Source organism: Nocardioides sp. zg-1230 (assembly GCF_013155335.1).
GTDB lineage: Bacteria > Actinomycetota > Actinomycetes > Propionibacteriales > Nocardioidaceae > Nocardioides.
The window spans coordinates 956134-981064 of record NZ_JABJQZ010000001.1 but is presented as its reverse complement, the minus strand read 5'-3'; the positions used below and the strand labels follow the sequence as shown (position 1 = coordinate 981064).

Sequence of the window (24931 nt, the reverse complement as noted above, 5' to 3'; positions counted from 1 at the left end):
GGGTGGGGCACCGCCCGAGTCGCGTCCACGGCGGCGTGCGCTCAGAGGGGCTCGAGGCGGTTGTCCTCGATCCAGTCGTCGATCCGCTCCCACCAGTGGAAGAGCCAGTCGATGCGCTCCTCGCGCTCGCCCGGGATCTCCTCGCGCGCGACGCGCCACCAGCGCATCGTGATCTGCTTGTCCATCGGCAGCTCGCGCCACAGGTCGCCGACGGTGAGCAGGTGGTCGAGCCCGGTGTGGGCGACCATCAGCACGTCGGCCTCCGGTGCCGCGTCGAGCGCTGCCAGTACGCCGCCGGGGCGGGGCGCCAGGACGTGCACCATCTCCTCCGCGCGCACCGCCATCCGCTCCAGGCCGAGCTTGCGGAGCTTGGCGATCGCGCGATCGCGTCGCGCGGCGGTGAAGTTGCCGCCCTCGGGGAAGATCACGAACGCGTCGTTGTGGTCGAGGCCGGTGGCCAGCGACGCGATCTGCGACTCCAGGTCCTCGCCGGCGGCGGGGTTGGGGGAGATGAAGCGCGCCGGGACCCGATTCAGCACCACGTCGATCGCGGGGTCCCACGCGAGGGTGTTCTTGAGGACGACCCGCGGCTCGCGGTGGTACCAGTGCAGCAGGGCGTACATCAGCACGAACGAGTCGCCGGGCCCGGCGTGGCGGCACATCACCAGCACCGGCCCGTCCGGCACCCGTGACGGGTGCGGTCCGTCGGTGCGGATGCGCAGCGCCAGCACCCGCCGGGCCTCGCGGAAGAACACGATCAGCGCGCCCTGCACCAGGTCGTAGTGGATGCCGGCGAAGTAGGGCGAGCGGATCTTCCAGCCGAAGCCGCTGGCCAGCCACAGGCCCAGCATCACCGCCAGCATCACGGTCTCGAAGGTGGCGTACAGCAGGACCAGCCACAGCACGCGCAGAGCCCGCCACCGTCCGGGCAGCATCGGTGACACCGCCGCCGCCACCAGCAGCCAGCCCGGCAGGGTGACCCACATCAGCACCGTAAGGACCACCACGAGCGGCGCCACGACCAGCCGCCTCAGGATCCAGACCAGCGGGCGCCTCATGGCCGGCCGAGCTCGGCGTCGAGGTAGTCCCGCGAGGCGGCGTACGTCGCATCGATACGGCCCTGGACCCCCGAGAAGTCGCGGTGGGAGAGCAGCGAGTCGTCGCGTGACGACGTGCCCGCAGCGGGCAGCACGTGGGCCTCGACGCCCTCGGGGATGGTGGCCATGTCGCGCATGAAGCGGTGGCGGCGGGCGACCTCGAAGCTCACCCTCGCGACCTCCCACGGCCGGGTCGGCACCCGCAGCGGGCGGTCGATGCGCCCCACCTGCAGCACGAAGACGCGGGTGGCGCCGAGCTCGACCGCGCGCCCCACCGGGATGGAGTTGACCAGGCCGCCGTCGAGGAAGTGCTCGCCGTCGACCTCGGCCGGTGGCAGCAGACCCGGTACGGCGGCGCTGGCGAGGATCGCGGGCACGATCGGTCCCTCGGTGAACCAGTGCTCGGCGGCGCGCTCGATGCTCGCCGCGCACACCTCGAGGCGTACGGGCAGGTCCTCGAAGCGCGCGTCCCCCAGCTCCTCCTCGAGACGGGCGCGCAGGGGCGCGGAGGAGTAGATGTGGGTGCCGGTGGACACGGCACGGCGGACGGTGCGCAGCGGGCGGTCGCCGTACACGTCGCGGCCCTGCGCAGTGGCGGCCCAGAGCTCGGTGAGCCGGTCGACGACGCCGAGCTCGGGCTGCCGCGCGACCATCGCGCCGTTGAGCGCGCCGACGCTCGTGCCGAGGACGAGGTCCGGGACGATGCCGCGCTCGAGCAGCGCCCGCAGCATGCCGACCTCGACGGCGCCCAGCACCCCGCCTCCGCCGAGCACGAACGCGGTCACCATGGGTGGAGCCTAGTGAGGATCAGGCAAGCGCGGGGTGCTCGGCGCGGACGCGCGCAGTGGCGCGGTGCTCGGCCCAGAAGGAGACCAGCGGGATCGTGCCGCAGACGAGGGTCACCACGGTGAACGGGAAGTCCCACGCGGCGCGACGCGAGAGCAGGAACGCGCTGAAGAGGAAGATCATGTAGAGCCAGCCGTGCGCGACACCGAGGTAGGTGGTGATGAGCTCGCCGGCGTGCTGGGCGTCGGAGCCGGGCGTGACCCACGTCGGCGTGCTGTCGAAGACGCCCCACATCGGGGACCCGTCGAAGTTGGCCAGCGGGACGCCGACCAGGCAGAGCACGACGAGCAGGACGCCCACGATGGAGGCCATGACGCGGTAGGCGGTGAGGGTGCGTGACACGGCGGCCAACCTATCCGGCGCTCGGTCGGGACAGCTCGGGCGCCACGTCGGGATCCAGGTCGGGCTTGGTGGCGTCGCGGCGCCAGCGCCACCAGATGAAGGCCGCGAACGCCCCGAAGACCCACCACTCGAAGGCGTAGAGCAGGTTGCGGATGCCGGTCGTCCGGCTCGGGGTGGGCAGCGACGCGAGCTCCGCCTCCTCCAGCCCGGGGCCGGGCTCCTGGCTGATCACGTACGCCGACCACAGGTCGACGTCGACCCGCTGCACGGCGTCGGCGACGCGGATCTCGGGGAAGACGTCGTCGGACGGGTCGTCGTCGACGACCAGCGTGCCCTCCGGGGGCTGCAGCCAGCCGGTCACCTCGGCCTCGCCCGCCACGGCGAGCAGGTCGGGGTCGGGCTCGGGTGCCCAGCCGCGGACGACGAGCACCGCGGCGTCGCCGGTCTGGAGCGGCGTCACCGCCCAGTAGCCGGGCTGGTCACCGCGGTCGCGGTCGGCGACCCAGAAACCCCCGTCGAGCCACTCACCCGACACGTCCACGGGACGGCCCAGGTCGGGGGCGGGGAACGGGTCGTCGTTGCCCATCACCTCGTCCAGCGGCACCGCCGCGACGCCGGTCAGGTCGCGTGCCTCGGCGTCGCGGTGCGCCTGCCAGGCGTCGTACTGCCACTTCCCGAGCAGTCCCGCGATGCCCACCAGCACGAGCGCGAGGACCGCCGCGCCGAGGTCGGTCAGCAGGCCGGGTCGGCGGGGGGCGGTCACGGCCTCGATTGTCCCAGCCACCACGAAGCGCCACGAATCGGCTCCGCGCCCGCGTGACGCGTGCCACGATGCGCGGCATGGGGTGATGGAGACCGCGGTCGCGCTGCGCACCGGCGATGCCGACGAGGTGGCCGACGTGCTGCTGTCGATCCTGCGGGGGCTCGGGCGTCGGGTCGACCCGGTCGCCGATGCCGACCGCGGCCGGACCGACGAGCGCTACGACGTCAGCGTCACCCGCTCCGCCCCGGGCTGGGTCGTCGTGCGCCCGCACTACGTGGTGCCTTCCGACAAGCTCGCGGTCGAGCTGACCCGTCGGCTGCAGGTGCTCGCGTCGGCGGTGGTGATCTACGAGGACGTGTTCTGGTCGCACTGGCTCGTCGACGGGGGCGAGGTGCTGGACCGGCACGTCAACCTCCCCGGCTACTTCGGTCCGGGGGAGTTCGACGACTCCTGGCAGGGCGACCCCGAGCTCGTCGCCCAGGCCGTCGGGGCGGACCCTGCCGAGATCGGGCCATACTTCCGCCAGGTGTCGGTGCGTCGGGCCCGCTCGCGGCTGCTGCCGCCGATCAGGGCACACCGGTCGGACTCCCACACCCTCCTCGACGGCTGGGTGGTGACCGAGATGTGGCGTCGCATGGGCATCCGCTGGCCCGACCCGTCCGCCGGCATCCGGCTCCCGCTCGGCGACGAGGGGACGACGCTGCTCAGCGAGGGCATCCGCGGCTACTGAGCCGGGCCGAGCTCGTCGCGCCGCCGGGTGAGGTACGCCGACTCGGCAGAGTTGCGTGCCAGCCCGATCGCCCGGTCGTAGGCCGCGCGCGCCTCCGGGCTGCGGCCCAGCCGGCGGAGCAGGTCGGCCCGGGTCGCGTGGAACGCGTGGTAGCCGTCGAGGCGTGCTGCCAGCGCGTCCACCTGGGCGATGGCGACGTGCGGACCGTCGAGCGCGCCGACGGCGATCGCGCGGTTGAGGGCCACGACCGGCGACGGGTCGAGCCGGGTCAGCTGGTCGTAGAGCGCCACCACCTGTGACCAGTCGACGTCCCGGGCGTCGGCGGCGTCGGTGTGGACGGCGTTGATCGCGGCGAGCACCTGGTAGCGACCGGGCGGCAGGCCCGAGGCCAGACGCTCCCGGACGAGGGCGTGACCCTCGGCGATGAGCTCACGGTCCCAGGCGCCACGGTCCTGCTGGTCGAGGGTGACCAGCTCGCCGCCCGCGGACACCCGGGCCGTACGCCGTGCCTCCGTGAGGAGCATCAACGCGAGCAGCCCCGTCGCCTCGGCATCGTCGTCCAGCAGCTCGCGCACCAGGCGGATGAGCCGGATCGCCTCCCCCGTCAGGTCGGCACGCACCGGTTCGCTCCCGGGTCCGCTGGCGAGGTAGCCCTCATTGAAGACGAGGTAGAGCACGGTCAGCACGCCGTCGACGCGGGCCGGCAGGTCCGCCGCGGCAGGGACGCGCCACGGGATGCCGGCGGCCCTGATCTTCGCCTTGGCGCGCGTGATCCGTTGCGCGATGGTCGGCTCCGGCACGAGGAACGCGTGCGCGATCTCGCCGACGGTGAGGCCGCCGACCATCCGCAGCGTGAGCGCGACGCGCGCCTCCATCGCGAGGGCGGGGTGGGCGCAGGTGAAGAGCAACCGGAGCCGCTCGTCCGCGACGGCCCCGGTGGGCTCGGGTGGTCCGGCGAGCTGGTCGGTGAGCATGTGGGCCTGCCTCTGCTTGGCCGCGCGCCGGCTCTCCCGGCGTACGCGGTCGAGCGCCTTGTTCGCGGCGGTGGTGGTCAGCCAGGCGCCCGGGTTCGGGGGTACGCCGTCGGCGCGCCACCGCTCGACGGCGACGGCGAAGGCCTCGGCAGCGGCGTCCTCGGCGACGTCGAGGTCGCCGAAGCGCCGCGCGAGGGTGGCCACGACCCGGGCCCACTCCTCGCGGTGGACCCGGGCCAGGAGGTCGTCGAGCCCCTCGGCGCCGGGGTGGGTCATGGGGTCACGCCACGCCGCCGAACGGACGGACCTCCACCTTGCGGTGGCAGGCGCGCGAGGCGTCGGCGGACAGCGCGAGGGCGACGTCGAGGTCGTCGGCGGTGACGACCCAGAAGCCGGCGAGGAACTCCTTGGACTCCACGAACGGCCCGTCGGTGAACACCGGCTCGCCGCTGCGGCTGTCGGCGACGGTGGCGTCCTGCGGGTCGGTGAGACCGCCGCCGAAGACCCAGCGGCCCTCGTCCTTGAGCCGGTCGTTGAAGGCGTCGATCGCGCCGGGTGCGGAGTCGTCGGCCGGGTTGTCGGTGTCTCCGATGACGGTGAGGAGGTAGTGCATGACGGTCATCTCCAGTGGTCGGCGGCCGCCCCTGCCGGGCGACCTCTCACCCCTACCACGAACGCGACGACCCGGATACGACAGCGCCGGGCGACCGATTTCTGCGCAGCGGGTCAGGCCGAGGCCAGCGCGAGCTTGACCGCGAAGCCGACGAAGACCGCGCCGACGGCCGACGTCGCCCCGGCCGACAGCGCCTTGCGACGCCGGAAGGCGGCCGCGAGGTGGGTGCCGGCGAGGATCAGGACCGTCAGGTACGCCGCGCTGGCGAGGGTCGCCAGGGTGCCGAGGGCGAGGAACGACACGGCCGGGTGGGCGTAGGCCGGGTCGACGAACTGCACGAAGAACGCGACGAAGAAGAGGATCGCCTTGGGGTTGAGCAGGCTGATCACCAGCGCCCGCCGGTAGGGCCGCTCGCCCCGCGCCCTCGGCTCGACCCCCGCCTCGACGGCCGCGTCGGCGATCTGCTCGGCGACCGTCAGGCGCGAGCGCCACATCCCCCAGGCCGCGCGCAGCATGCCGATCGCGAGCCACAACAGGTACGACGCCCCCGCCCACTTCACGACCGCGAACGCCGCGTCGTTGGCCTGGAGCAGCGACGCGACACCTGCCGCGGACAACGTCATCAGCACCGCGTCGCCCGTCCACACGCCCGCCGCGCCGGCGTACCCGCTGCGCACCCCGCGTCGCGCCGCGACGGAGAGGACGTAGAGCGAGTTCGGACCCGGCAGCAGGATGATCAGGACGAGTCCGACGAGGTAGGTCGGGAGGTCGGTGATGCCCAGCACGGGACCAGTGTGCGACCGCGCGTGAGGCCGCCGGGACCGATTTCGAGGGATGGGCGGAAGGTCACACGAGAGCGCGGATCCGTGAGGTCACCGGGTGACCTCAGGACTCCACGATCTGCCGGACCAGCTCGGCGACCGGGGGCGAGGTGTCGACCCGGTGGACCGGGCCGCTGAACCGGGTCATCCACTCCTCGTGGAGCACCCGGCTGCGCCCCGGGAAGTCCGACACCTCGTAGCCGGCCGCCCACGTCATGAACTCCTCGTGCGTCGTGGCGAGATCGCCGCCGGCGTGGATCCGATCGCCGTACCTCACCGACTCCCGGGCCTTCAGGCGAGCGAGGCGTACGTCGGGGTCCACGGTGCAGAAGACCAGCCGGTCGACGTGGTCGAGCATCGGCTCGCCCCAGCCCATCACCGAGCCGGACAGGACCCACGCCCGGCGTGGGAGGAAGACCTCGGCCATCAGCCGCAGCCGGTCGGCCTCGGGTCGCTTGTCGGTGTACGGCGGGTCGGTCGGGACCCAGAAGTAGTCGTCGGTGTCGGCGTGCGGCACGGACCACCGGTCGGCCAGGGCACGGGCGAGGGTCGTCGTCCCCGAGGCCGTCGCGCCGATGACCAGGACGCGACAGGGAGTCATCTGGTGGAGCCTAGGGGACTCGAACCCCTGACCCCCTGCTTGCAGCGCACGGATGGTCGAGCCGCTACCAATTGCGCCCGGTGCAACACGCGAGCGAGAGTGGTGGAGCCTAGGGGACTCGAACCCCTGACCCCCTGCTTGCAGCCACGGATGGTCGAGCCGCTACCAATTGCGCCCGGTGCAACACGCGAGCGAGAGTGGTGGAGCCTAGGGGACTCGAACCCCTGACCCCCTGCTTGCAGCCACGGATGGTCGAGCCGCTACCAATTGCGCCCGGTGCAACACGCGAGCGAGAGTGGTGGAGCCTAGGGGACTCGAACCCCTAACCCCCTGCTTGCAAAGCAGGTGCGCTACCAATTGCGCCAAGGCCCCGTTGGACGCTGAGCACGCCCGGGTAGTGGAGCGTCAGGCCTTGTCGACGGTGTCGGTGGCCTCGGCCCAGAGGGCCTGCTCGTTCTTGCCCTCGTCCATCTTCTTCTTCGCGACGAACGCACCGGCGGCGGCGAGGGCGACCAGCAGGAGCTTCTTCATGGACTCTCCTCGGATCGGAGCGAAGGTGCGGAGCGAAGGGGTGGTGCGAGGGGGATGGAGTGGGCCTAGGAGGACTTGAACCTCCGACCTCTTCCTTATCAGGGAAGCGCTCTAACCGTCTGAGCTATAGGCCCGTGCAACGCCGCAAGCGGCGACGCCGAAGGTTACCTGACCGTGGTCAGGCGGTGCCAATCGAGGCGGTCAGCTCACTTCTCGTCCTCGGCGAGGGTCACCTCGATGCCGCCGAGGAGGGCGGCCGCGAGGTTGTAGAGGAACGCGGTGAGCGTGGCGATCGCGGTGATCAGGATGACGTCGACCACCGAGACGAGCAGCGTGAAGCCGAGCACGCGGGACATCCCGACGTAGTCGGTGACGTCGAAGGTGGAGTTGCCGCTGTCGCCCTCGACGATGCTGGCGACGGCCGAGTTGATCGACTCCCACACGCCGGCCGCGCCGAGCACCGACCACACCATGAAGATGGCGACGAAGGTGACGACGCCGAAGGCGACGGAGAGCAGGAACGACGTCTTCATCACCGACCACGGGTCCACCCGGGTCAGCCGCAGGCGGGCGCGGCGCGGCTGGCGCCCGGCCGCACGTCGTACGCGACTGCCGCGCGACGAGGCGGGTCCCGCGTTGGCGCGGTGCTCCTCGGCGGCGCTGGACAGCGTGTCCTGGAGCCGCTCGGTCAGGGACCGCTTGGCGGGCTCGCGGTCGCCCGCGGAGGTACGGCGGGCGGTGTCACGACCGGGTGGCGCGGTGCGTTCCGACATCGATCACTCACTCCTCGGTGTCGTCGTCGGCGGCGGGCTCGACAGGCGCCTCGACGGCGTCCTGCCCGTCGATTGTTGCACCGTCGGCCACGTCCGGCGAAACGGTCGCGGCCTCGCGGGCGCCTGCCTCGACCTCCGAGGCGGACTCGGCTGCCTGCTCCTCGACCTCCTCGTCCTCGCGCGCCTCGACCGATCGGGCCACCACGGCGACCGTGTCACCCTTCTTGGGCGTCACGAACTTCACGCCCTGGCTGTCACGGCCGGTCGGGCGGAAGTTGGCGTCGATGGGGCTGCGGACGACCTGCCCGCCGCTGGTGATGGACAGGACCTCGTCGCCCTCCTCCACGATGAACGCGCCGACCAGGCCGCCGCGGTCCTCGTTGGTGAGCTTGACCGCGCGGATGCCCATGCCACCGCGGTTGGTGGTGCGGTAGTCGGTGATGCGGGAGCGCTTGGCGTAGCCGCCGTCGGTGATGGTGAAGACGTACTGCTCCTTCACCTCGCTCTCCTCGACGGACTCGCCGGCCTCGGCCACCGCCTCCTCCGCGGCGACCTGGGCCGCGCGGATCACCGAGAGAGACAGCACCGAGTCGTCGTCGTGCTTGAACTTCATGCCCCGCACGCCGCCCGTGGCACGCCCCATCGGGCGCAGCTGGTCGTCGTCGGCGGTGAACCGGATCGCCTGGCCCTTGCGGGAGACGAGCAGGATCTCGTCGTCGGCGTTGACCAGCTCGGCGCCGATGAGCTCGTCGTCGTCCTCACGGAAGTTGATCGCGATGACGCCCGCCTGGCGCGGGCTGTTGTAGTCGCCCAGCTTGGTCTTCTTGACCAGGCCGGTGCGGGTGGCGAGGACGAGGTAGGGCGCCTGGTCGTAGTCGCGGATCGCGAGCACCTGGGCGATGTCCTCGTCGGGCTGGAAGCTCAGCAGGCCGGCGACGTGGCCGCCCTTGGCGTCGCGCGCGGCCTCGGGCAGGTTGTAGGCCTTCGTGCGGTAGACCCGACCGGCCGTGGTGAAGAACAGCAGCCAGTGGTGGTTGGTGGTGGCGATGAAGTGCTGGACGACGTCGTCGCCGCGCAGCGTCGCGCCGCGCACACCCTTGCCGCCGCGCTTCTGCAGGCGGTACTGGTCGGCGCGGGTGCGCTTGGCGTAGCCGCCGCGGGTGATGGAGACGACGAGGTCCTCGTCGGGGATCAGGTCCTCCATGGACAGGTCGCCGTCGGCCGCGATGATCTGCGTACGCCGCTCGTTGCCGTGCTTGTCGACGATCTCGGTGAGCTCGTCGGAGACGATCTGCCGCTGGCGCGCCACGTTGGCGAGGATGTCCTCGAGGTCGGCGATGACGCGCTCGAGCTCGGCGAGGCGGTCCATGATCTTCTGCCGCTCGAGGGCGGCGAGGCGGCGCAGCTGCATCTCGAGGATCGCGTTGGCCTGGACCTCGTCGATGTCGAGGAGCTCGATCAGCCCGGTGCGGGCCTCCTCGACGTCGGGACTGCGCCGGATCAGCGCGATGACCTCGTCGAGCGCGTCGAGCGCCTTGGCGAGGCCGCGGTAGATGTGCGCCTGGCGCTCGGCCTCGGCGAGGCGGAAGCGCGTACGCCGCTGGATGACCTCGATCTGGTGGGTCACCCACTGCGAGATGAACTGGTCGATCGGCAGGGTGCGCGGCACCCCGTCGACCAGCGCCAGCATGTTGGCCGAGAAGTTCGACTGCAGCTCGGTGTGCTTGAAGAGGTTGTTGAGCACGACCCGGGCGACCGCGTCGCGCTTGAGGATGATGACCAGCCGCTGGCCGGTGCGGGAGCTGGTGTCGTCGCGGACGTCGGAGATGCCCTGGATCTTGCCGGAGTCGGCGAGCTCGGCGATCTTCAGCGCGAGGTTGTCCGGGTTGACCATGTAGGGGAGCTCGCTGATCACGAGCATCACCCGGCCCTTGGCGTCCTCGTCGATCTCCACCACCGCGCGCTGGGTGATCGAGCCGCGCCCGGTGCGGTAGGCCTGCTCGATGCCCTGGCGACCCACGATGAGGGCGCCGTTGGGGAAGTCGGGTCCCTTGATGCGCTCGAGAAGCGCGTCCTGGAGCTCCTCCCTGGTGGCGTCGGGGTGCTCGAGGGCCCACTTGGCGCCGTCGGCGACCTCGATGAGGTTGTGCGGCGGGATGTTGGTGGCCATGCCGACAGCGATGCCGGCCGAGCCGTTGACGAGCAGGTTGGGGAAGCGGCTCGGCAGGATGGTCGGCTCCTGCGAGCGACCGTCGTAGTTGGGCTGGAAGTCGACGGTGTCCTCGTCGATGTCACGCACCATCTCCATGGCCAGCGGCGCCATCCGGCACTCGGTGTATCGCATGGCGGCGGCGGAGTCGTTGCCCGGCGAGCCGAAGTTTCCCTGGCCGTTGATGAGCGGCGCGCGCAGCACCCAGGGCTGGGCGAGGCGGACCATGGTGTCGTAGATCGCCGAGTCGCCGTGGGGGTGGTACTGACCCATCACGTCGCCGACGACGCGCGAGCACTTGGAGAAGCCGCGGTCGGGGCGGTAGCCGCCGTCGTACATCGCGTAGAGGATGCGGCGGTGGACCGGCTTGAGGCCGTCGCGCACGTCGGGCAGCGCGCGTCCGACGATCACAGTCATCGCGTAGTCGATGTAGGACTGCTGCATCAGCGTCTGGAGCTCGATCGGCTGGATGCGCTCGTCGCCGAACCCGAAGCCGTCGCCGCCGCCGGAGGTACCCGTGGGGATCTCAGTCATTGTGTCTTCTCTCCTGCGTTCTATCGATGTCTAGGTGTGGTCGTAGATGCGACTAGCGACCTAGATATCGAGGAATCGAACGTCCTTGGCGTTGCGCTGGATGAAGGATCGGCGCTGCTCGACGTCCTCGCCCATGAGGATCGAGAAGATCTCGTCGGCCTGGGCGGCGTCCTCCAGCGTGACCTGCTTCATCAGGCGGGCGTCGGGGTCCATCGTGGTCTCCCACAGCTCGTCGGCGTTCATCTCGCCGAGGCCCTTGTAGCGCTGGACCGGGTTCTCCTTCGGGAGCTTCTTGCCCTGGGCCTGGCCGTCGCGCAGCAGCGCGTCGCGCTCGGCGTCGGAGTACACGAACTCGTGCTCGGCCGGCTTGTTCCAGCGCAGCCGGTAGAGCGGGGGCTGGGCCATGTAGACGTAGCCGTGCTCGATGAGCGGCTTCATGAAGCGGAACAGCAGCGTCAGCAGCAGCGTGTTGATGTGGTGGCCGTCCACGTCGGCGTCGGCCATCATCACGACCTTGTGGTAGCGCAGCTTCTCGAGGCTGAACTCCTCGTGGATGCCCGTGCCGAGCGCGGAGATGATGGCCTGGACCTCGGTGTTGGCCAGCACCTTGTCGATGCGAGCCTTCTCGACGTTGAGGATCTTGCCGCGGATCGGGAGGATCGCCTGGATGCGGGGGTCGCGGCCCTGGCGGGCCGAGCCGCCGGCCGAGTCGCCCTCGACGATGAAGACCTCGCACTCGGCCGGGTTGGTCGACTGGCAGTCGCTGAGCTTGCCGGGCAGGCCGCCGCCACCGAGGAGGCCCTTGCGGTTGCGGGCCAGCTCGCGGGCCTTGCGGGCGGCGATCCGGGCGCTCGCCGCGGCCTGCGACTTGCGGACGATCTCCCGGCCCTCGGCGGGGTTCTGCTCCAGCCACGCCCCGAGCTGGTCGTTCATGATCCGCTGGGCGAAGCCCTTGGCCTCGGTGTTGCCGAGCTTGGTCTTGGTCTGGCCCTCGAACTGCGGCTCGCTGAGCTTGATGGAGATGATCGCGGTCAGGCCCTCGCGGATGTCGTCACCCGAGACGCGGTCCTCCTTCTTCTTGATCAGCCCCCACTCCTCGCCCCAGTTGTTGACCAGGGAGGTGAGCGCGGCGCGGAAGCCCTCCTCGTGGGTGCCGCCCTCGTGGGTGTTGATGTTGTTGGCGAAGGTGTGGACCGACTCGGTGTAGGAGGTGTTCCACTGCATCGCGACCTCGAGGCTCATGTGCTGCCCGGAGGCGCCCTCGGCGGTCTCGGCCTCGAACGAGATGACGGTCGGGTTGGCCACGGTCTTGCGGCGGTTGAGGTGCTCGACGTAGTCGACGAGGCCGCGGTCGTACTTGAAGACCTGCTCGAGGCCGCCGGTCTCGGCGCGCTTGATCGCGTCGTGGCCGGCGTTGTCGACCTCGTTGTCGATGGTGTCGTCCTGGACGGCGTCGACGCGGGACTCGGCGTCGGGGCGCTCGTCGCGCACGACGAACTCGACGCCCTTGTTGAGGAAGGCCATCTCGCGCAGCCGCGAGGTGATCGTCTCGAGGCTGTAGTGGGTGTGCTCGAAGATGTCCTCCGAGGCGTACCAGGTGACCGTCGTGCCCGTCTGCTCGCCGTCCTCCATCGGCCGCACCTGCGCGAGGTCGGCGTCGGGGACGCCGAGCTGGAAGCTCTGGCGCCACAGGTGGCCGCGGTTCTTGACCTCCGCCACCAGGCGGCTCGACAGCGCGTTGACGACCGAGACACCGACGCCGTGCAGGCCGCCGGAGACCTTGTAACCGCCGCCGCCGAACTTGCCGCCCGCGTGGAGCATGGTCAGCGCCATCGTCAGCGCGGGCATCTCCTGGCCGGGGGCGGTGTCGGTCGGGATGCCGCGACCGTTGTCCTCGACGCGGACGCCGCCGTCGGCCTGGAGCGTGAGCACGATGCGGGTCGCGTAGCCGGCCAGTGCCTCGTCGACACCGTTGTCCACGATCTCCCAGATCAGGTGGTGCAGGCCCCGCTCACCGGTGGAGCCGATGTACATGCCGGGGCGCTTCCGCACCGCCTCGAGGCCCTCGAGCACCTGGATGGCGGACGCGTCGTACTCGACGCTGCCGTCGACCGCGGTGTTGGACCGCTTCTCGACGGCCTCGACCACGGCGTCGGCGAGGGCCTCGGCGCGGTCGGCCTCGGACGGGGCATCGGCGGGCTGTGGATCGGGAGCGGAACCGGAGGTGGAGTCGGTGGTGGCCGGGGTGGACTCGTGGTTCTCTTCGCTCAAGGCACAGCCTTCTGCTCTTCGCCCCGGAACCCGGTCCGGGGGCGCTCGACATGAGTCGAGTCGCTGCGGTTGCGGTGGCAACACGACGTGCGACTCGTAGGGCTCATATTACCCGCCAAGGGCTCTGAACCGAAGCATCAACCCCCGCTTGGGGATGGATCGGTCCGAAAAAGTGCCCCCAGACGGCCCGTGCGGGCCTGTCAGCCGGTCGAACAGGGGGGTCGGTGGGCCCCCATGTGGTCCGGAGGCTCCCAGATCGGCAGATCGCGGCTCTCGTGCGACCAGTGGCGGTCAGCCGTAGGTGTCACGCGGACCGCGGCCGTCGCGGCTCGACAACCGGCCCTTCGTCCAGCTCGGCAGGTGCGGGCCGAGGACCTCGATCAGCGTGACGGTGCCGTGCCCGAGCTCCTCGTTGAGGCGTCGTACGACGGTGGGTGCGAGCAGCTTGAGCTGGGTGGCCCAGGCGGTCGAGTCGGTGCGCACCACCAGCCGACCGTCGGCGAAGGTCTCCGGGGTGCAGTGGCCCGCCACCTCGTCGCCGACGAGCTCGGCCCACCGGCCGAACACGCCCTGCACCTTGAGGTCGAGCTCCCACCCGTGGTTGGCGATCAGGCGTCCCATCGCCTGGTCGAGCAGCTGGGGGTCGCGGTCGTCGGGCCGGGCGCCCGACGCCTTGGCCGTCGTACGACGTCGCGCGGGGCCGCTGCGACGTCGCGCCGGTGAAGCCCCCGGGTTCGCGGCCGCCGCGCGGGCGGCCGCGCGAGCCAGGTCGAGGCCGTCGGCGCGATGCTCCTCGGCGACCGGCTCGGGGGCCTCGGGCGTCCCGGCCGTCTCGTCGGGGGACCGGTCGTCAGTCGTCACGGGTCACCGTCCCGTCGGCGACGAGGTAGCGCACCCCCTGCAGGGCCGCGGGCACGTCGGCAGCGACCGCGGCCGTGACCAGCACCTGCTCGGCGCCGGCGACGAGCTCGGCGAGCTGCTGGCGACGCTCGGCGTCGAGCTCGGCGAAGACGTCGTCGAGCACCAGGATCGGGTCGTCGCCGTCGGCGCGCAGCAGGTCGTACGACGCCAGCCGCATCGCGAGCGCGAACGACCACGACTCCCCGTGCGAGGCGTAGCCCTTGACCGGCAGGCGGAGCTCGGGGTCACCGAGGGTGAGCACCAGCTCGTCGCGGTGCGGCCCGACGAGCGAGATGCCGCGGTCGAGCTCCTCCTTGCGCCGGGCGGCGATCGCGTCGAGCAGCGCCCGCTCGAGGTCGTCGCCGATCTCGACGCTGGCCTTGTACGCGAGGTCGGCGTCGTCCCGGCTCGCGCCGCGGGCCACGGCCTCGTAGGCCTTGCCGAGGTAGGGACGCAGGTCCTCGACCAGCCGGAGCCGGGCGCCGAGGATCTCCGCGCCGACCCGGGCGAGGTTGTCGTCCCAGATCTCCAGCGTGGACATGGCCGCGTCGCGCGAGGAGCCGCGGGCCACGCCGGCCGTCTTGAGGAGGCTGTTGCGCTGCTTGAGCACCCGGTCGTAGTCCGCGCGGACGCCCGCCAGGCGTGGCGAGCGGAGGATGAGCAGGTCGTCGAGGAACTTGCGCCGGTCGGACGGGTCGCCCTTGACCAGGGTGAGGTCGTCGGGGGAGAAGACCACGGTCCGCACGAGACCGACGATCTCGCGGGGGCGCGGCAGGGGGGAGCGGTTGATCCGGGCGCGGTTGGCCCGGCCCGGGTTGAGCTCGACCTCGAGCAGCGCCGGGCGGCCCTCCTTCACCACCGACGCGCGGACGATGGCCTGGTCGGCGCCCGCCCGCACCAGGGGGGCATCGGTCGCCACCCGGTGCGAGGAGAGCCGCGACAGGTAGTCGATGGCCTCGACGAGGTTGGTCTTGCCCTGGCCGTTGCGTCCGATGAACGCCGTCGCCCCCGGCTCCAGCGCGACGTCGATGTCGGCGTAGGAGCGGAAGTCGTGCAGGGTCAGGTGCGCGACGTGCACGGGTCCATCAGCTCTCGCCGGGCTCCTCGGCGCTGCCCGCGCCGGCCTTCTTCGCCGTCTCGGACTGCTCGGCACCGGCCGTGCCCTCGGCGTCGCCGCCCTTGGGCGCCGCGGAGCGGACCGCGTGACCGCCGAACTGGTTGCGCATCGCGGCGACGGCCTTCATCGTCGGCGAGTCGTCCTGGCGGGAGACGAAGCGGGCGTAGAGCGCCGCCGTGATCGCCGGGGTGGCCACGGCGTGCTCGATGCCGGCCTCGACGGTCCAGCGACCCTCGCCGGAGTCCTCGGCGTAGCCGGCGACCTGCGACAGGCCGGGGTCGTCGTCCAGCGCAGCGACCATGAGGTCGAGCAGCCAGGATCGGATGACCGTGCCCTCGCGCCAGGAGCGGAAGACCTCGGTGACGTTGTCGGTCAGCTCAGCCTTGTCGAGCAGCTCCCAGCCCTCGGCGTAGGCCTGCATGATCGCGTACTCGATGCCGTTGTGGACCATCTTGGAGAAGTGACCGGCGCCGACCTTGCCGGCGTGCACCGAGCCGAACTCACCCTCGGGCTTGAGCGCGTCGAAGGCCGGCTGCACCTTGGCGATGTCGTCGGCGTCGCCGCCGTACATCAGGGCGTAGCCGTTCTCCAGACCCCAGACACCGCCGGAGACACCGCAGTCGACGTAGCCGACCTGCTTCTCCGCGAGCAGCTCGGCGTTGGCGATGTCGTCGGTCCACCGCGAGTTGCCGCCGTCGACGACGACGTCGCCCTCGCCCAGGAGGGCGGCGAGCTCCTTGATCGTCGCGCGCGTCGGGTCGCCCGCGGGCACCATGACCCACACGACCTTGGGGCTCGGCAGCGCCTCGACCAGCGCCTCGAGCGAGTCGACGTCGCTGACGTCGGGGTTGCGGTCGTAGCCCACGACCGTGAGTCCCGCGCGGCGCATGCGCTCGCGCATGTTGCCGCCCATCTTGCCGAGCCCGACGAGTCCGATGTCCATAGAGGCGACCCTAGCCGTGCACGAGGAGCGAGTGAACGGCGTGGGTCGTCAGCTGAGCAGGCGGCGCGGCATCAGCAGGTAGCGGAACGACCCGGTGTCGTCGGAGGCGTCGGTGCCGGAGATGACCACGGGCTTGGTCGCCTGGGTGAAGGCGAGGTCGACCATCTCCCCGTCGATGGCGGTGAGGCCGTCGAGGAGGAACTGCGGGTTGAAGCCGGTGGTCAGGTCGTCGCCGGTGATGTCGGCGTCGACGGCCTCGGTGGCCATCGCCTCGTCACCGGAGCCGGCGTCCAGCACGATCTGGTTGTCGCTGAACTTCATCTGCACCGCGGTGTTGCGCTCGGCCACGAGGGCCACGCGCTTCACGGTCTCGATGAGCTCGGCCTTGTTGACCTTCGCCACGGTCAGGTGCTCGGCGGGGAAGAGCGACCGGACCTTGGGGAACTCGCCGTCGAGCAGGCGCGTCGTCGTACGACGGACGCCGCCGAGGCCGGTGCCCTCGAAGCCGATGAGCCCCTCGCCGGCGCCGCTCGCGCTGAGGGCGATCGTCACCTCGGCGCCGGAGGTGAGGGACTTGGCGGTGTCGCCGAGCACCTTGGCCGGCACCAGCGCGGCGACCGACTCGTCGGGCGACTGGGGGTTCCACGTGAGCTCGCGGTGCGAGAGGCGGAAGCGGTCGGTGGCGAGGAGCGCCATGGTCGAGCCGTCGATCTCGATTCGGACGCCGGTCAGCACGGGCAGCATGTCGTCACGACCGGCTGCGGTCACGGCCTGGGCCACGGCGTGGGCGAAGTCCGCGCTCGAGACGGTGCCGGTGGCCGACGGCATCTCGGGCAGCGTCGGGTAGTCGGAGACGGGCATCGTCTGCAGGCTGAAGCGCGCGGAGCCGCAGGTGAGCGAGACGCGCGGGCCCTCGAGGGTCAGCTCGACCGGCTTGGCCGGCAGGCTTCGGCAGATGTCGGCCAGGAGACGTCCGCTCACCAGCGCCTTGCCCTCGTCGTTGACCTCGGCCGAGAGGGTGGCGCGGGCGGAGGTCTCGTAGTCGAACGTCGAGAGCACCAGGCCGGCGTCGCTCGCCTCGATCAGCAGGCCGGCCAGGACCGGGGAGCTGGGGCGGACCGGCAGGCTGCGCGCAGCCCAGGCAACGGCATCGGCGAAGACGTCGCGTTCGACGCGGAACTTCACAAGGGTCTCCTCGACGAGGGGTGGTGCGGGCAACGAGCGGATGCACGCAGGCGGGAACCACACGCATGGACGTGGGAAGTGCATCCTGCCACGCGCTGCCGACGCCGCGGCAGGGTTCTCCCCAGAGGAGCGCGGGTCAGGTGTTGGTGGGAGATCGGGTCAATGGTGAGGTTCATAGTCGTCATAGGGTCCGTGGAAAGTGTGGACGACGGGTGTTCGTGCAGGTCAGCGACCTGAAACCCTGTGGATGAAGGGTGTGGATGCCGGACGGCGACACCGGTACGTGGTGTGGACGGCGCCGCGGTTCGTGTCGTTCGTCCCGAGGCGTCCACAGGGGCTGGGGACGACGCGACGGACCGAACCACAACTTCTCCACACGGCACGTCGTACGAGGTGACGCCGGCGGCTCAGGCCTGGCGGGCCTGCATCTTGACCCGGTTGGTGAGCTCGCTGACCTGGTTGAAGACCGCACGGCGCTCGGCGAGGAGCTGACGGATCTTGCGGTCGGCGTACATCACGGTCGTGTGGTCGCGGCCGCCGAACTCGCGGCCGATCTGGGGGAGCGACATCGAGGTCAGCTCGCGGCACAGGTACATGCCGATCTGCCGGGCCATGACCAGGTGCCGGCCGCGCGAGGGGCCGGTGAGGTCCTCGAGCGAGACGCCGAAGTAGGCCGCGGTCTGGGCGATGATCAGCGCGTGGGTGATCTCGGGCTCGCCGCCCTCGGGGATCAGGTCCTTGAGGACGATCTCGGCCAGGGTCATGTCGACCTCCTGGCGGTTGAGGTTGGCGAACGCCGTCACGCGGATCAGCGCACCCTCGAGCTCGCGGATGTTCGTCTGGATCTTGGAGGCGATGAACTCGAGCACGTCCGGGGGCGCCGTGAGGCGGTCCATCGCCGCCTTCTTGCGCAGGATCGCGATGCGGGTCTCGAGGTCCGGCGGCTGCACGTCGGTGATGAGCCCCCACTCGAACCGGTTGCGCAGTCGGTCCTCCAGCGCCTCGAGCCGCTTGGGCGCACGGTCGGAGGTCAGCACGATCTGCTTGTTGGCGTTGTGGAGGGTGTTGAACGTGTGGAAGAACTCCTCCTGGGTCTGCGTCTTGCCCTCGAGGAACTGGATGTCGTCGATCAGCAGCACGTCGACATCGCGGTAGCGCCGCTTGAACCGGTCCTGCCGGTCGTCGCGGATCGCGTTGATGAACTCGTTGGTGAACTCCTCGGAGGAGACGTAGCGCACCTTGGCGTTGCTGTAGAGGCTGCGGACGTAGTGGCCGATCGCGTGCAGCAGGTGGGTCTTGCCCAGGCCGGACTCGCCGTAGACCAGGAGCGGGTTGTACGCCTTGCCCGGCGCCTCGGCCACGGCAACCGCGGCGGCGTGGGGGAACCGGTTGGACGAGCCGATGACGAAGGTCTCGAACGTGTACTTGGGGTTGAGGCGGGTCTCCAGGGCGGAGGGCCGACGCTCCGCACCGACCCCGGCCGGCTCGTAGGGCTCGACCGCGACGGGCGCGGGCGGCTCGAACGGGGCCGGGCGGTCCTTTGTCGACAAAGCGCTAGATCCATCTGTCGCTTCGTCGATCTGCGGCTGGGCCTCTGCCTCGAGCGCGGGGTTGACCGTGACCAGCATCCGGATCTCGCGACCGAAGCCCTCGGACAGCGCGTCCTCGATGTGGTTGCGCAGCCGGCCCTCCAGCTGGTTGCGGGTGAAGTCGTTGGGGACGGCGATGATCGCGGTGTTCTCGTGCAGCGTCATCGGCACGCTCGGTCGCAACCACGCGCGCTGGTTGGGCTGGAGGTCCTCGACGATCTGCTGCCACGCCGTCCCGAGATCTACCTGCTGGTCGTCCACCCGGACCGCCTTCGCTTCCACCATGTCGTCGTACGCGTGTGCTGCTCGGAATCCGGCCTGGGAGCCACCGCGACGCTGAGTCGGGCGGTCAGGCTTCCACAGAGTTGTCCACAAGCTGTGAACTGCCGGGACCGATCTGCGGGATCGGACCTCCGGGGCTCGACGAACTCGGAATCCTTCCAGCGTTTCCGCAGGTCAGAGACCGGTTCGGATGGTCTGTGACCCGGATCACATGGCGTGCTGGACCCTGGTCGGACCGAGGTCGGGACGGACCGCGGAGGCACCGAACGTAACAACGGGGCGACGCGCGGAGCAAGATGTCATCCACAGGCGGATCCTCAGGGCATGCTCGCGGGTTTGACCCCCCGAACGCCCGCCGCGTACCGTTGGCCGGTCGCTCCCCGTCGACGGGTGCCGCATGTCCACGATCCGCCACCTGGCGGCCGCGCGGGCGGGCGGTGCCGGTTGAACGCCAGCACCGACGCCGTGTGGAGTGGACATCCCTCGAAACCTTCGGAGAAATAGCCGTGAGCAAGCGTACGTACCAGCCGAACAACCGTCGCCGTCACAAGGTGCACGGCTTCCGCCTGCGCATGCGGACCCGCGCCGGTCGCGCCATCCTGTCGAGCCGTCGCCGCAAGGGCCGCAAGAGCCTGGCCGTCTGACGGCCAGAGCCCACGGCACCCGCCGTGCTCTCCGCTGTCCACCGCCTCACCACCGCTGACGGCTTCCGCCGCACGGTGCGCCAGGGGCGACGCGCCGGTTCCTCGACCCTCGTGGTCCACCTGTGGGTGGACGCAGGTGCGGCCCCGGCGCCGGCACAGGTGGGGTTCACGGTCGGCAAGGCCGTCGGCAACGCCGCCACGCGAAATCGTGTGAAGAGACGACTCCGGCACCTGACCCGGGAGCACCTCGCGACGCTGGAGGAGCTCCCGGGTCGTGCTGCGCTCGTGGTCCGTGCCCTGCCGGCCGCGGCCGACGCGTCGTACGCCGCCCTCGGCGCCGACCTCGCCCGTACCCTGAGCAGGGTGGGCCCGTCATGAAGCACCTCCTCATCTGGCTCATCCGCGCGTGGCGCTTCGCGATCAGCCCTCTCTACGGCCAGGTCTGCCGCTACCACCCGAGCTGTTCGGCGTACGCCCTCGAGGCCGTCACCGTGCACGGCTCGGTCCGCGGCACCTGGCTGGCCACCCGTCGCCTCAGCCGTTGCCACCCGTGGGCGGCCGGCGGCTACGACCCCGTTCCTCCCGGCGCCGGCTCGGCCGACCGGTCCTCATCCACGTCCACTGCAACTCGAGGAGCATGAGTGCTCGACTTCTTCGGCACCATCGGCGGCGCGATCATGGCACCGCTCTACTACGTCATCTCGGCGGTGCTGGTCGGGTGGCACAAGCTGTTCGGCAGCATCTTCGGTCCGGAGACCGGCATCGCGTGGGTGCTGTCGATCATCGGTCTGACGCTCGTGATCCGCATGGCGCTGATCCCGCTCTTCGTGAAGCAGATCAAGTCCAGCCGCAACATGCAGCTGATCCAGCCGAAGGTCCGTGAGGTCCAGAAGAAGTACGGCCACGACCGGGAGCGTCTCGCCCAGGAGACGATGAAGCTCTACAAGGACGCCGGGACGAATCCGTTCGCGTCCTGCCTCCCGATCCTGCTGCAGATGCCGATCTTCCTCGCGCTGTTCCGGCTGATCGACCAGGCCGCGAAGAACCCCGAGGTCGAGCGCGGTCTCATGACCGTGGAGCTCAACGAGCAGTTCGGTGACGCGGTCTTCCTCGGCGCCAAGATCTCCGACACCTTCCTCAACACCGACGACATCGGCGTGCGCGTGCTGGCCGCGGTGCTGGTGCTCGCGATGACGGCGACGACCTTCCTCACCCAGCGCCAGCTGATGAGCAAGAACATGCCGGCCGACGCGCTCTCGGGCCCCTACGCGCAGCAGCAGAAGATGCTGCTCTACGTCCTTCCCGTCGTCTTCGCCGTCGGTGGCATCGCGTTCCCCATCGGCGTCCTCTTCTACTGGACCACGTCGAACCTGTGGACCATGGGCCAGCAGTTCTACGTCATCCGCAACAACCCGGCCCCCGGTACCCCGGCGGCTGATGCCAAGGAGGAGCGCGACCGCGCCAAGGCTGCGCGCAAGGGCCTGAAGACGCCCGCGCAGATCGAGGAGGAGCGGCTCGCGGCAGAGGCCGAGGCGCGCCGTGCGGAGAAGTCGCAGACCCGGCAGCAGCCGCACCGCCAGACCAAGGCCCAGCGCAACAAGAAGAAGCGCTGACCCAGACATCCCCGACGACGCTCGCGAGGGTGTCGTCCGACCTGATCGAGAAGCAGGAGACACACGTGAGTGAGCAGTTGACCGACGGCGAGACCACCGGGGCGAGCACCGAAGTGAGCACGGGGGCTGCGACCGAGGCCACGGAGGGCACGTCCGAGACGGCCGCCGCCGCGGACGCCGCGGCTCGTCCGTCCAAGGTGCAGCGCCTCGAGCACGAGGGCGACATCGCCGCGGACTACCTCGAGGAGCTGCTCGACATCGCCGACCTCGACGGTGACCTCGACATGGACGTGGAGGGCGACCGGGCGAGCGTGCAGATCGGCGGCGCCGACCTGAGCCAGCTCGTGGGACGCAACGGCGAGGTGCTGGAGGCGCTCCAGGAGCTGACGCGCCTGGCGGTCTACCGCGAGACCGGCGAACGGTCCCGGCTCATGCTCGACATCGACGGTCACCGCGCCCAGCAGCGCGAGCGGCTCGTGGCTCTCGCGGAGACCTCGATCGCCGAGGTGCGGGCGTCGGGCGAGTCCGTGTCGCTGGAGCCGATGAGCGCCTTCGAGCGCAAGGTGGTCCACGACGCGGTGGCCGCCGCCGGCCTGACGTCGGAGTCGGAGGGCGCGGAGCCCAAGCGGCACGTGGTGATCCTTCCGGCGTGAGCGACGACGTTTCACGTGAAACACCCTCCGTGCCTCCCCAGGCGCGGAGGGTGTTCGCGTCCGACCGGCTCCCCCTGGCCGAGCGCTACACCGAACTGCTCACCACCGAGGGAGTCTTGCGCGGGCTGATCGGCCCCCGCGAGGCACCCCGCCTGTGGGAGCGCCACGTCCTCAACTCGGCGGTGCTGGGCGAGGCCGTCCCGGAGGGGGTGTCGGTGTGCGACATCGGTACGGGCGCGGGTCTCCCAGGTCTCGTCCTCGCGATCGCGCGGCCGGATCTCGCCGTCACGCTGGTCGAGCCGCTCCTGCGGCGTACGACGTTCCTCGACGAGGTGGTGTCCGAGCTCGGGCTGTCCCACGTCACCGTGGTGCGCGGGCGTGCGGAGGACCTCCATGGGGCGTCGACGTTCGACGTCGTCACCTCCCGAGCGGTCGCTCCCCTCGAACGGCTGTTGGGGTGGTCGATGCCGCTCGTGGCGCCGTCCGGTGCGACGATCGCCATGAAGGGCCGGTCGATCCACGAGGAGATCGAGCAGGCGCAGGAGTTCCTGACCGCGTGGCGGTGCGGCACCCCCGAGGTCTTCGAGGTGGGCACCGGTCTTGTCGATCCGCCCACGACCCTGGTGCGGGTGCCGTGGGCCGATCCGTCCCGGATAGGTTGGCCCCTTGCCCGCGTCGCCAAGCGGCGTTCCGGGCGTCGGGACCGGTCATCGGTCAAGCGAGAGGTGAGCTGAGTTGAGCCAGGGCCCCAGTGACAACACGGGATGGCGCACGACGCACGATGCGCCGTATCCGTTTTCCACCGCCTCCGATGCCCCCGCTGAGCGCGAATATCCACAGAATGTGGGTGTTCGTCCACAGGGCGGGGACGACAATGCTGTTTCACGTGAAACCGCTTCGGACGACGTTTCACGTGAAACACGACCCTCGTGGCAGGTGCGCACCGCGGGTGATCTCGCGGGTCGGGACACCGACTTCTCGGACCACGCCACCCCGCTGGCGCAGGCAGCCCAGCACTCGGTGCTGGCACGGACCGGCGGTCTCCGACGCCAGGGCGTCCCCCGACCCGACGCCACGCGCGTCCTGGTCGTCGCGAACCAGAAGGGCGGGGTCGGCAAGACCACGTCGACGGTGAACGTGGCCGCCGGCCTCGCGCAGCTCGGTCAGAAGGTGCTGGTCATCGACCTCGACCCGCAGGGCAACGCCTCCACCGCCCTCGGCATCGAGCACCACCGTGGCGTCCCGTCGACGTACGACATGCTGGTCGAGGGTGCTCCCCTGGCGGACGTGATGACCGAGTCCGCCGACCTCCCGGGCGTGTGGGTCGTGCCGGCGACCATCGACCTCGCGGGCGCCGAGATCGAGCTCGTCAGCGTCGTCGCGCGCGAGCAGCGTCTGGACCGGGCGATCAGCGGGCACCCCCTCGTCGGTGGGGCCGCCGAGGTCGGCGAGGAGCGCTTCGACTACGTGCTCGTCGACTGTCCCCCGTCGCTCGGGCTGCTCACGTTGAACGCCCTCGTGGCCGGCCGGGAGATGTTCATCCCCATCCAGGCCGAGTACTACGCCCTGGAAGGTCTCGGGATGCTGCTGGAGACGGTCGAGATGGTGCGACAGCACCTCAACCCGCGACTGACGATCTCCACGATCCTCCTGACGATGTACGACGCCCGCACCCGCCTCGCCGCGGGGGTGGCCGACGAGGTGCGCGGCCACTTCGGCGACCAGGTGCTCAAGACCGCGGTCCCCCGCTCGGTGCGCGTCTCGGAGGCGCCGTCCTACGGGCAGACCGTGATGACCTACGATCCGGCGTCGGCGGGAGCACTCTCCTACTTGGAGGCCGCCCGCGAGATCGCCAGCAAGGGAGCCCCCGCATGAGCAGCAACGCACCGCGCCGGGGCCTGGGCCGCGGCCTGGGCTCCCTGATCCCCACCACGCCGAGCCAACCGCCGCCGGGCTCGACGACGGGCGCGCCGGGAGCAGCAGCGTCCGTGGTCGACGGAGTCGGTCGGCCGGAGTCGGCTGCCGCTCGTGTCGATGGCGTACAGCCGCCGGCAGGTCAGGTGGCCGGCGCCTACTTCGCCGAGCTGCCGATCACGCAGGTCCGCCCGAACGCCCGCCAGCCGCGTCAGGTGTTCGAGGAGGAGGCGCTGGCCGAGCTGGTGCACTCGATCCGCGAGGTCGGCCTCCTCCAGCCGGTCGTCGTACGACGCACGGGCGAGGACGCCTACGAGCTGATCATGGGCGAGCGTCGTTGGCGTGCCTCCCAGGAGGCGGGTCGCGACACGATCCCCGCGATCGTCCGGGAGACCGACGACGACGACATGCTGCGCGACGCGCTGCTGGAGAACCTGCACCGCTCCCAGCTCAACCCGCTCGAGGAGGCGGCGGCGTACGGCCAGCTCCTCGAGGACTTCGGCTGCACGCACGAGGAGCTCGCCCAGCGCATCGGCCGGTCGCGCCCGCAGATCTCCAACACCCTGCGCCTGCTCAAGCTCTCCCCCGCGGTGCAACGCCGCGTCGCGGCCGGCGTGCTGTCGGCCGGGCACGCGCGCGCCCTGCTGTCCGTCGACGACGAAGGTCTCCAGGACCGGCTCGCCGCCCGGGTCACGGCGGAGGGCATCTCCGTGCGAGGGCTCGAGGAGATCGTGTCCGTCGGCGCCGTCGACGAGGCCGCCCCCCGCGTCATGCGGAACAAGCCCGTCGCGCCCGGTCTCGACGAGCTCGCGGACCGACTCTCCGACCGCCTCGAGACGCGCGTCAAGGTCGACCTCGGCAAGGCCAAGGGCAAGATCACCGTCGAGTTCGCGAGCCTCGACGACCTGCGCCGCATCGTCGACATCATGGACCCCCGCAACCGCGACGACCGGCCGATCTGAGCCGAGCAGCCGCCCACCCCGCTG

At 70.8% G+C, this 24931-nt stretch carries 25 protein-coding genes, 2 tRNA genes and 1 pseudogene; 9 read left to right on the top strand and 19 right to left on the bottom strand.

Annotated features, from left to right (window positions below; translation table 11 throughout):
- Positions 1-41: 41 nt before the first annotated feature.
- From HOO61_RS04770 to HOO61_RS04755, 4 genes are read right to left on the bottom strand one after another with little or no spacing between them, the layout of a single operon-like run.
- Positions 42-1058 carry a lysophospholipid acyltransferase family protein gene (locus HOO61_RS04770; RefSeq protein ID WP_172257365.1) on the bottom strand — a complete coding sequence of 339 codons (1017 nt, stop codon included), beginning with the start codon at positions 1056-1058 and terminating at the stop codon, positions 42-44.
- Positions 1055-1885, bottom strand: a complete 831-nt coding sequence (locus tag HOO61_RS04765) for a patatin-like phospholipase family protein (RefSeq protein WP_172257363.1) — start codon at positions 1883-1885, stop codon at positions 1055-1057. The genes HOO61_RS04770 and HOO61_RS04765 overlap by 4 nt, the downstream gene beginning before the upstream one ends.
- A gap of 19 nt (positions 1886-1904) precedes the next feature.
- Positions 1905-2285 (bottom strand): DUF3817 domain-containing protein, encoded by a 381-nt coding sequence (locus tag HOO61_RS04760; protein ID WP_172257361.1) that lies wholly within the window; start codon positions 2283-2285, stop codon positions 1905-1907.
- A 10-nt stretch (positions 2286-2295) separates the two neighbouring features.
- Positions 2296-3048 carry an SURF1 family protein gene (locus tag HOO61_RS04755; RefSeq protein ID WP_172257359.1) on the bottom strand — a complete coding sequence of 251 codons (753 nt, stop codon included), beginning with the start codon at positions 3046-3048 and terminating at the stop codon, positions 2296-2298.
- An 85-nt stretch (positions 3049-3133) separates the two neighbouring features.
- Between HOO61_RS04755 and HOO61_RS04750 the strand changes: the two genes are divergently transcribed.
- Positions 3134-3778, top strand: coding sequence for a hypothetical protein (locus HOO61_RS04750; protein ID WP_172257357.1), 645 nt, complete (start codon positions 3134-3136; stop codon positions 3776-3778).
- Here the strand turns inward: HOO61_RS04750 and HOO61_RS04745 are convergent.
- The 15 genes and pseudogenes from HOO61_RS04745 to dnaA form a co-directional block, all read right to left on the bottom strand.
- A complete protein-coding gene (locus HOO61_RS04745; protein ID WP_172257355.1) occupies positions 3772-5028 on the bottom strand; it encodes an RNA polymerase sigma factor in 1257 nt (418 codons plus the stop codon). The two genes, HOO61_RS04750 and HOO61_RS04745, sit on opposite strands and share 7 nt — an antisense overlap.
- A gap of 4 nt (positions 5029-5032) precedes the next feature.
- Complete coding sequence (locus HOO61_RS04740; RefSeq protein ID WP_172257353.1) at positions 5033-5365, bottom strand: YciI family protein; 333 nt, start codon at positions 5363-5365, stop codon at positions 5033-5035.
- 113 nt (positions 5366-5478) lie between these two features.
- The gene (gene leuE, locus HOO61_RS04735) at positions 5479-6150 is read right to left on the bottom strand and encodes a leucine efflux protein LeuE (RefSeq protein ID WP_172257351.1); all 672 of its coding nucleotides are present in this window, start codon (positions 6148-6150) and stop codon (positions 5479-5481) included.
- A gap of 100 nt (positions 6151-6250) precedes the next feature.
- Positions 6251-6787 carry a hypothetical protein gene (locus HOO61_RS04730; protein ID WP_172257349.1) on the bottom strand — a complete coding sequence of 179 codons (537 nt, stop codon included), beginning with the start codon at positions 6785-6787 and terminating at the stop codon, positions 6251-6253.
- A gap of 296 nt (positions 6788-7083) precedes the next feature.
- Positions 7084-7159 (bottom strand) — tRNA-Ala (locus tag HOO61_RS04725).
- A 33-nt stretch (positions 7160-7192) separates the two neighbouring features.
- Complete coding sequence (locus HOO61_RS23680; RefSeq protein WP_216658547.1) at positions 7193-7318, bottom strand: DLW-39 family protein; 126 nt, start codon at positions 7316-7318, stop codon at positions 7193-7195.
- Between the two features lie 60 nt (positions 7319-7378).
- Positions 7379-7452: transfer RNA gene (locus tag HOO61_RS04720), tRNA-Ile, on the bottom strand.
- Positions 7453-7524: 72 nt separating this feature from the next.
- On the bottom strand, positions 7525-8091 hold the full coding sequence (locus HOO61_RS04715; protein WP_172257347.1) for a DUF3566 domain-containing protein: 567 nt from the start codon (positions 8089-8091) through the stop codon (positions 7525-7527).
- 7 nt (positions 8092-8098) lie between these two features.
- A complete protein-coding gene (gene gyrA / locus HOO61_RS04710) occupies positions 8099-10834 on the bottom strand; it encodes a DNA gyrase subunit A (RefSeq protein ID WP_172257345.1) in 2736 nt (911 codons plus the stop codon).
- Between the two features lie 60 nt (positions 10835-10894).
- Positions 10895-12982, bottom strand: a complete 2088-nt coding sequence (gyrB, locus tag HOO61_RS04705) for a DNA topoisomerase (ATP-hydrolyzing) subunit B (RefSeq protein WP_172258153.1) — start codon at positions 12980-12982, stop codon at positions 10895-10897.
- 414 nt (positions 12983-13396) lie between these two features.
- Complete coding sequence (locus tag HOO61_RS04700) at positions 13397-13966, bottom strand: DciA family protein (RefSeq protein WP_172257343.1); 570 nt, start codon at positions 13964-13966, stop codon at positions 13397-13399.
- A complete protein-coding gene (recF, locus tag HOO61_RS04695; RefSeq protein WP_172257341.1) occupies positions 13956-15083 on the bottom strand; it encodes a DNA replication/repair protein RecF in 1128 nt (375 codons plus the stop codon). The genes HOO61_RS04700 and recF overlap by 11 nt, the downstream gene beginning before the upstream one ends.
- 7 nt (positions 15084-15090) lie before the next feature.
- A pseudogene (gene gnd / locus HOO61_RS04690) lies at positions 15091-16068 on the bottom strand (phosphogluconate dehydrogenase (NAD(+)-dependent, decarboxylating)); the annotation flags it as partial.
- A gap of 45 nt (positions 16069-16113) precedes the next feature.
- On the bottom strand, positions 16114-17250 hold the full coding sequence (gene dnaN / locus HOO61_RS04685; protein WP_172257337.1) for a DNA polymerase III subunit beta: 1137 nt from the start codon (positions 17248-17250) through the stop codon (positions 16114-16116).
- Positions 17251-17657: 407 nt separating this feature from the next.
- On the bottom strand, positions 17658-19058 hold the full coding sequence (gene dnaA, locus HOO61_RS04680; RefSeq protein ID WP_367650076.1) for a chromosomal replication initiator protein DnaA: 1401 nt from the start codon (positions 19056-19058) through the stop codon (positions 17658-17660).
- A 569-nt stretch (positions 19059-19627) separates the two neighbouring features.
- Here dnaA and rpmH point away from each other — a divergent pair.
- From rpmH to HOO61_RS04640, 8 genes are all read left to right on the top strand, one after another.
- Positions 19628-19765 (top strand): 50S ribosomal protein L34, encoded by a 138-nt coding sequence (gene rpmH / locus HOO61_RS04675; RefSeq protein ID WP_011758123.1) that lies wholly within the window; start codon positions 19628-19630, stop codon positions 19763-19765.
- 24 nt (positions 19766-19789) lie between these two features.
- Positions 19790-20143, top strand: coding sequence for a ribonuclease P protein component (rnpA, locus tag HOO61_RS04670; protein WP_172257333.1), 354 nt, complete (start codon positions 19790-19792; stop codon positions 20141-20143).
- A complete protein-coding gene (gene yidD, locus HOO61_RS04665; protein WP_172257331.1) occupies positions 20140-20406 on the top strand; it encodes a membrane protein insertion efficiency factor YidD in 267 nt (88 codons plus the stop codon). The genes rnpA and yidD overlap by 4 nt, the downstream gene beginning before the upstream one ends.
- Complete coding sequence (gene yidC / locus HOO61_RS04660; RefSeq protein ID WP_172257329.1) at positions 20407-21378, top strand: membrane protein insertase YidC; 972 nt, start codon at positions 20407-20409, stop codon at positions 21376-21378.
- Positions 21379-21575: 197 nt separating this feature from the next.
- A complete protein-coding gene (locus tag HOO61_RS24005; RefSeq protein ID WP_367650075.1) occupies positions 21576-22031 on the top strand; it encodes a protein jag in 456 nt (151 codons plus the stop codon).
- Positions 22032-22081: 50 nt separating this feature from the next.
- Complete coding sequence (gene rsmG / locus HOO61_RS04650) at positions 22082-22765, top strand: 16S rRNA (guanine(527)-N(7))-methyltransferase RsmG (RefSeq protein WP_367650026.1); 684 nt, start codon at positions 22082-22084, stop codon at positions 22763-22765.
- Positions 22766-22967: 202 nt separating this feature from the next.
- A complete protein-coding gene (locus tag HOO61_RS04645; RefSeq protein ID WP_367650025.1) occupies positions 22968-23906 on the top strand; it encodes a ParA family protein in 939 nt (312 codons plus the stop codon).
- Positions 23903-24907 (top strand): ParB/RepB/Spo0J family partition protein, encoded by a 1005-nt coding sequence (locus tag HOO61_RS04640; protein ID WP_172257321.1) that lies wholly within the window; start codon positions 23903-23905, stop codon positions 24905-24907. The genes HOO61_RS04645 and HOO61_RS04640 overlap by 4 nt, the downstream gene beginning before the upstream one ends.
- Positions 24908-24931 lie beyond the last annotated feature (24 nt).

Excerpts from the sequence above, each read along its gene's own strand:
- HOO61_RS04770 (WP_172257365.1), bottom strand. The coding sequence starts at position 1,058 with ATGAGGCGCCCGCTGGTCTGGATCCTGAGGCGGCTGGTCGTGGCGCCG.
- HOO61_RS04765 (WP_172257363.1), bottom strand. The coding sequence starts at position 1,885 with ATGGTGACCGCGTTCGTGCTCGGCGGAGGCGGGGTGCTGGGCGCCGTC.
- HOO61_RS04750 (WP_172257357.1), top strand. The coding sequence starts at position 3,134 with ATGGAGACCGCGGTCGCGCTGCGCACCGGCGATGCCGACGAGGTGGCC.
- HOO61_RS04745 (WP_172257355.1), bottom strand. The coding sequence starts at position 5,028 with ATGACCCACCCCGGCGCCGAGGGGCTCGACGACCTCCTGGCCCGGGTC.
- HOO61_RS04740 (WP_172257353.1), bottom strand. The coding sequence starts at position 5,365 with ATGCACTACCTCCTCACCGTCATCGGAGACACCGACAACCCGGCCGAC.
- HOO61_RS04730 (WP_172257349.1), bottom strand. The coding sequence starts at position 6,787 with ATGACTCCCTGTCGCGTCCTGGTCATCGGCGCGACGGCCTCGGGGACG.
- HOO61_RS23680 (WP_216658547.1), bottom strand. The coding sequence starts at position 7,318 with ATGAAGAAGCTCCTGCTGGTCGCCCTCGCCGCCGCCGGTGCGTTCGTC.
- HOO61_RS04715 (WP_172257347.1), bottom strand. The coding sequence starts at position 8,091 with ATGTCGGAACGCACCGCGCCACCCGGTCGTGACACCGCCCGCCGTACC.
- gyrA (WP_172257345.1), bottom strand. The coding sequence starts at position 10,834 with ATGACTGAGATCCCCACGGGTACCTCCGGCGGCGGCGACGGCTTCGGG.
- yidD (WP_172257331.1), top strand. The coding sequence starts at position 20,140 with ATGAAGCACCTCCTCATCTGGCTCATCCGCGCGTGGCGCTTCGCGATC.
- HOO61_RS04640 (WP_172257321.1), top strand. The coding sequence starts at position 23,903 with ATGAGCAGCAACGCACCGCGCCGGGGCCTGGGCCGCGGCCTGGGCTCC.